The 6,376-nt window shown below is 50.5% G+C and carries 3 protein-coding genes and 3 pseudogenes; 3 read left to right on the top strand and 3 right to left on the bottom strand.

The window, feature by feature from the left end:
- From AWB78_RS41005 to AWB78_RS41010, 3 genes and pseudogenes are all read right to left on the bottom strand, one after another.
- Positions 1-1,386: ShET2/EspL2 family type III secretion system effector toxin (locus AWB78_RS41005; RefSeq protein WP_157697843.1), on the bottom strand; the 1,386-nt coding region annotated here is incomplete at its 3' end.
- A 616-nt stretch (positions 1,387-2,002) separates the two neighbouring features.
- The gene (locus tag AWB78_RS49500) at positions 2,003-2,125 is read right to left on the bottom strand and encodes a hypothetical protein (RefSeq protein WP_269768979.1); all 123 of its coding nucleotides are present in this window, start codon (positions 2,123-2,125) and stop codon (positions 2,003-2,005) included.
- Positions 2,126-2,408: 283 nt separating this feature from the next.
- Positions 2,409-3,005: pseudogene (locus AWB78_RS41010) on the bottom strand (transposase); the annotation flags it as partial.
- Between AWB78_RS41010 and AWB78_RS46095 the strand changes: the two are divergent.
- The 3 genes and pseudogenes from AWB78_RS46095 to AWB78_RS47290 all read left to right on the top strand — a co-directional run.
- Positions 3,005-3,166 (top strand): annotated as a pseudogene (locus AWB78_RS46095) (transposase); the annotation flags it as partial. The pseudogenes AWB78_RS41010 and AWB78_RS46095 overlap by 1 nt on opposite strands.
- A gap of 373 nt (positions 3,167-3,539) precedes the next feature.
- Positions 3,540-3,866: pseudogene (locus tag AWB78_RS50030) on the top strand (IS1634 family transposase); the annotation flags it as partial.
- Between the two features lie 242 nt (positions 3,867-4,108).
- Entirely contained in the window at positions 4,109-6,046 is a 1,938-nt protein-coding gene (locus AWB78_RS47290; protein WP_157697844.1) for a hypothetical protein, read from the top strand.
- Positions 6,047-6,376: the final 330 nt, after the last annotated feature.

The following is a 6,376-nucleotide window of genomic DNA, read 5'->3' on the forward strand; positions in this document are numbered from 1 at the left end:
CGCGGCTAGCATCGTCAGGTAAGCGCTGATGGGCGGGGGGCTATGATCCATCACTCGGTGGAAGGTGGTTTTTCCCTCACCACTCTTCGTCAGGAGCAGCTTCTTGATGTCGGTACTATCTGCACCGATCTTTTTCAGTGTTTCTACATAATTCAAGGCGGTGCTTGGGCGCCCTCCTTTTAGCGCGGATTGCAGCACAGAATTGTTCAACAACAGCTTCTTGATATCCGCATGATCTGTAATACCGACCATTCGCAAAAATTCCATGTAAGTCTGGAGCGCCTTTTCACTTTGCTTTCGCGCTTGGGACGGCATGTGCGAACAAGCAGATGTTTCTAGCGCCTCGCAGAGTGCCAACGTACCGAAGCCGTCTACGTTCATCAACAGCGGCTTCAGGTCAACGTCCGCTTGCGTCGCCAACTTCAGGTAGGCGAGGATCAGTGCCTCGTTTCCGCTGAGGAGCGCTTCGCGTAGAGCGCCGATGTTATTTGGAAATTTAACAAACAGTGATTTGAGAGTCTCTTTGGATAAGCTACCTGCTTTAGCATCGCTGGACAGTTGTTCAATTTCATGCAGCACGCCACTGGACATCGCGAAAAAAAAGCGAGGCTCGGCAGATTCGTAGTTGATCGGGCGCTTGCCACTGAATCGGGTATCCGAGATAGGATCGGTGATCATTTCAATTAAACCCATCATCTGTGGATCGTAACTTTTCGCCAACGAACTATGGTTCGAAAACGCATCGAAAAAGTGAGCTTTCTTGAGATCATTTAAGTTATTGCTCGCGAATCGCGTATATTCTTCAGTGGTGACGGGGTCGTAGAAGCGAACTACATATCGCTTCATATCGGATGACTCGGGTTTTATTTCAATAGTCATGGCCATCACATGTTGTAGCGTGCTGATCATTGCGCTGCGCCACTTACGGCCATTGGATTGGGATGGTTGTTTACCAAGCTTATCAAGTTGAAAAACAATCCACGCACCAAATTCCGACATTAAAATAATGTCGGAATTTGCCTTTGATTTATAGTTATGCCAATCCTCGTCCGTGCAAAAATTCACACCTTCCTGAAGTGCACTCTTGTTAAAACGCTTAGCTGTATCGACTTTTCTCTCTTTGTCAGAGTCCAATTTAAATGTGAGGGAAAGATTTCGGCACCAAATCTTTTCGTCCGTGCCTGGAAATTTATATTTACCGTTGTTATTGGGCTTTTTTTTGACTTCATCGAATTTCTTGAAAGAGAAATCCTTGGTGCCGCGCGGCTTCAAACTTTCTAGCAACGGTGATGCAGATTTTGAAGAAACGGGACCTTTGCGCGGAGATTGATTGAGCTCGTTAGAACGATCGTCACCGGATTTGGGCGTGAGACTGTTAACTATCATTTGTATGATCCTGATAAGTGTTCAGGCAAAAACTGATCTGAAATTGGTGCCATAGGCATCAAGCAGGTTGCGAACTTCATCGTCGATGGTTTCCATGGTCCGGGTGAGAAATAATGGTATTTGGCCTGCTTCCAGAGAAGCTCGAGGATGTTCAGTTCGGGATCATAGGCTGCAGGTAGAACAGCTGCATGCGACGTTCACGTAACCAGCGCTCGTGGAGTTAAAATCGATGGCATGATGGATTGATGCGTTATCGAGCACCCGCACCGGCGGACGTTCACCGCCCCTGTTGGGCAAGCTGCTCAAAGAACTCGATAAACAGCGTCGCACTTGATCGACGAATTCGCGACATGGTAAGCGAGCGTAGTGGCGCCAAAATCGAGCGCGTCAAGGGGAATCCGTTACGTCGAAGGGCAATCGACAAGGTTTCTAGTGCGCATGGCATCGGTGCGCCGTGCTTAGCCTCAATGCATTGGGCGATTTGCCTGAACGTCATGGACTGGGTGCGTGCACTTCCATCGCGGTAGCGAACATCGCCTCGGACAACGCACGAGGACGCCCGCCACGATGACCGCACAGCAGATGACACAAGCCTTGCTTCTTCCAGAAGTGCGACTCAGTTGTAGATCGACTGTGCGCTGACATCCAGCACGGCCGCAGCCTTGGGCGCGCTCAAGCTGTCGCCGAGCCACAGCAAGCCCGCGGGACGGATGCGAATGTCTTGATGCCTGTGCTTCACGCTTACGCACGCTAACCCCAATGGAGTCGGTGGGAAAAGGATCGAGCGATTCGGAGCCGCCTTGATGAGCTGCGAGATAACCGAGTGTGAGATGTAAGTCGTCAACTCTGAAAGGTGGGTATTATCAGCTTGTTGGGCGGCTGGCGGATATCATGTTCCGTGAAGAAAGCTTCCATGTCCTCTTCACCATCAACCGATGTGTCGGCCGTTGTCCAAGTAGTTTTCGCCTCGACGGTTGTGATTCAGGCGGCTTCAACTCCTGGTTGCGGGGCTGGGAGATGACGCTGTCCGGGGCAGCACGATCAGGATTCAGGTGCACGACGTGAATGCGCTGCCAGTTGCGCGCGGGGCCTTTCCGGCGCAGCGGGTGACTGGCGTGCGCTCTCGTAGAGCGCCGCGCGTCGATCGAGGATGGCCTGATCAAGGTTCGCATGGCGCTGCGCAGGCGTGACGAACCGGATCGCACTGTGGCGATGTTCGTGGTTGTACCCGCGCACCAGTTCTGCGACCCAGCTACGCGCGGCGAACAGGGTGTCGAACGCCTGCAGCGGGTAGGCGGGCCGGTACTTCAGCGTTTTGAACAGCGACTCCGATAAGGGGTTGTCGTTACTCACGCCCGGGCGGCTCAACGACGGCATGACGCCCAGGGCCTGCAAGGTGGCCAGCATCGTGGCGCCCTTCATCGGACCACCATTGTCGGAATGCAGAATGACCTGGTCGGGCTGTATCGCTCACGCGCGCAGAGATCCTTGGGGACCTCGCTGGCCAGGGCGCTGCTCTCTTCGGCATAGACCCGCCAGCCGACAATCTTACGGCTAAACACGTCCATAAAGAGATACAGATAGAAATACTGCCCACGAATCGCCGCTGGCAGGTACGTGGGCTCAGACTCGACAGACCAACGGATTCATCGAAGCCATCAACAGCCTGTTTCCGGCCGCCAAGCGCAAGGCGCGTGGCTACGGGCGCTTCGAAACCATGCGAACGGTCCTGTTTCTTATCGCTGGCAAACTCGATTTCTCCGCATTCAACTCGCATGCGCTGACGCCGGTTACCCACTGGATTTTCAGAAGAGCCACTTTTGTTGGGGAGCTTAATTCGTCGTCGCGCACATTCTTCTCTCAACGGTGACGCCCACGCCAGGTATCGACGTCGGCCCAACCTCTCCCCCCGACGGTAACGCCGTGTCCGCGAAATCGGGAGCCCTCGCTACGCGGGGATTCTCTCGGGCGGATCCGGATCAATTGAGTTATCACACGAGATGATTGTTTATCTGCAATGAAGATGAATTGGATGCGCCATGGATCGATCATGCCAATATTAAGCATATTGATTGATGACCGTCGTGATGGCTGCGCTGCAGTCTGGGCGGCGGCGCAAAGGCATGCTTCTTCCATGCGGTCGGTGAGGCTCATTGTCGAGGATCATCAAGGTGCTCAAGTCCGAATCGGAGATCGGTCCGGTCTATCATCGTCTGCCCGAGCGCATCCGTGCCCCCGCGGCGATCTGCTTCATGGCGCTGATTCTGTACCGGGTCCATGCGCCAGCGCCTGAAGACGCCAACGCCAGTCTGTCGCTCGAACGGGCACTCGAATACTTACGCCGTATCTAGCATCACCAGATCCGGTTCAACGGTTCCGAACCCGTTGCGGGTGTCTCGACCATCAGCGCCGGACACGCCGAGGTGCCCAATGCCCTGAACGCGAAAAAACGGATCGCCCCGCAGCAGCGCGCGCTATTGCGGTGGCGTTTCTTTAAAACACATCAACAAAACCCAGCCGTTGCGCGATCAACTGTCCAGCTCCGGAGCGTGCATGATATGGGCGGTGCTGGCCAATGATCACCCTTACCAAAAGGATCGCGTGAGCGTCAATTCGGCATACCGGGAAACGTTGTAGAAGATTAATGTTCAACATAGGTGAACGTCGAAAGGGTGCACAGTAATCGCGTGTGATGACACCAGTCTTGCATAGACGAAAACTATTGCAAACGGGACGCGTTCATATAGCATTTATGAAAATCGCTAGTTCCTTTAGAGAAATTGTTGACGCGCTCAGAAGTATCAACCCAGTTGAAGGAAACGAACCAAAAAAACGCGAACCTCTCCTTGAAAGGATCCCGGGCCTCCAAGGCCCACGGAGTCCACAGTCGACCGAAAAAAAAATAATCTTCGCGCCGCCGAAAAACAACAACCACCCCATAGCAACGGACAAGGACGCAAAAGCACCGCATAAAACTCAATCAGTGATACCGGCGTCATCAAGCGTTACGATGCCGCCTCGCCGCCGTGGTTTATCCTTTGATTCAACCGAAGACGTGCAGGCGGTGGAAAAATTTGCCGATCTATGTAAAAAAGGATCGGCTCCCGAATTGAGCGGATTGCTGAAACGTTATTTGGCGGGCGAAAACATCACGCATTTTGAGAGAATTTTGGCTGAAAACGAGAAGAGCATGCTGCAAATTGCAGTGGATAGCGGGAATGCACAAAATGTTGAACTTCTCGCCGAAACTTGCCTATTCAATCCACAAAAAATAAAAGTGCCCAGTGACGCATCCGAACGAATTAAAAAAATTATTGGTGAAAATAAAAAGAAATACAATTCGATTGTAGGCCAAATTTTGAGGGCTATATCTTATACCTCCGGATCTGATCCGTCAGATCCAAATGTAATCGCGCCGTCAGGCAAAAGATGCTGTGACGAGATTCTTGGAGGACTAAAAAAGTTTTTGCCATCAAATCTTCGCGCGGCGCTGACGGACAAGCCGGATGCAAACGCATCGGAGTTGATTTGTAGCGTATTCTCAAAAAATATGCTCGATTTTCAATATATCAACAATTTAGGCAAACCAGAAGGAAAGCTGGGTGACTACATCAATGAGGAACAGCATTGTAATAATCTAAAGCAGATGTTCAAGAAATTGCGTTTCGATTTCGTTGATAACTTGTTTGATCTGCCAAAAGAAAAATACGCAGAGGTTGTCGCTTCGTTCAGCAGACTGCAGACAGATGAAAAGGAAACTATTTTAAAGCGGTTAATGACTGATAGCTGCAAACTCATACCTGACGAGTTGAAGGTGGCGCTTCTCTACGAATACGACGCTCCGTTTTCCACGCTCAACGATAGTATTGATGCGCGAGATTGCCTATCCGGCCACGACTCAATCATTGCCAAAATGTTTTTCGATAGTTTGGATGAGCCAAAGCGGCGGCCTCCTTACGACGAAAGTTGTTCGGCAAAGTTTTCAACGCTACTCGAGATGTTTCAGATTTCATCCGGCGATGCAGATGAAATTTTTCGAGCGATGCTAGTTCCAATTTCCTCGACTGATTTAAATCGCTGCATCGCAAGCATTGAGCGCAGCACAATTCCTGACTTTTTGAAGAGATTACTTTACGGGAAATTATCGGATCGAGTTAATTTCTGTTGCAAACCAGGTCTGCTGGGTCATCCCAACGTCCTCGGAAGTCTTCTCATTGGGAAAGAGCGCGGGAAAGAAAAATTTTTCGACTGGTCATTTGATTTTTCCAGAGAAAGCGTTCAAGAATTCTCGACAGTGCTCAGGGGAATTGACGGCATTAAACATCTGGCCGTCAAGGAGTTACTGCTTGCATTTCCAGCTAAAATAGAGCGCGCCTTTCGATTTGCATATAAAAGCGGTGACATTGATTACCTGACAAACCTTGTTGGCCTACTGAAAATATGCTATCCCGCAGTCAAGGAGTTAGGGAGAGAGAATCAAAAAATGATTTATCAGATGATCCATGATGCCCAAAAGGGATATTTATTTAATAAAATTCATTCCCCATTCAATACGGATGACTATCGAAGACTAAATTCAAGCAATCCGAATTTAATGCGGAAAATTCGTGGGTTAAAGTATAGTTTTGAATTCGACGAGGAGCATCAAGATGTATGGTAATTGTGGTGCTGTCAGATTGTTAGATGATCAGGCGAAATTGATTTTAAAATTTGAAAATCGGCCTTCAGGATCGAGGCAAGCTTGGCTTCGCATACAGCCTGATAGAAGCGAGCCCTCCCACCGCGGTCGGAGCTTGCCGACTTTTATGACGCTGCCCTTCGTCCTGTCCATCGAGTTTGCCGGCAAGGCGCGCAGCCTCTGCTTGGGCCTCACGGCCCCCGTTTGCATGGCCCCGCCATGCGCGCGCCGTTCGCTTGAGTTCGACAGTTAAACGCGCAACTATTTGATTTTATTGATGTCGATTTTAAAAAATGCCACTACAACAGCGCG

It is taken from the genome of Caballeronia calidae (assembly GCF_900044055.2).
In the GTDB taxonomy this organism is placed as follows: Bacteria; Pseudomonadota; Gammaproteobacteria; order Burkholderiales; family Burkholderiaceae; genus Caballeronia; species Caballeronia calidae.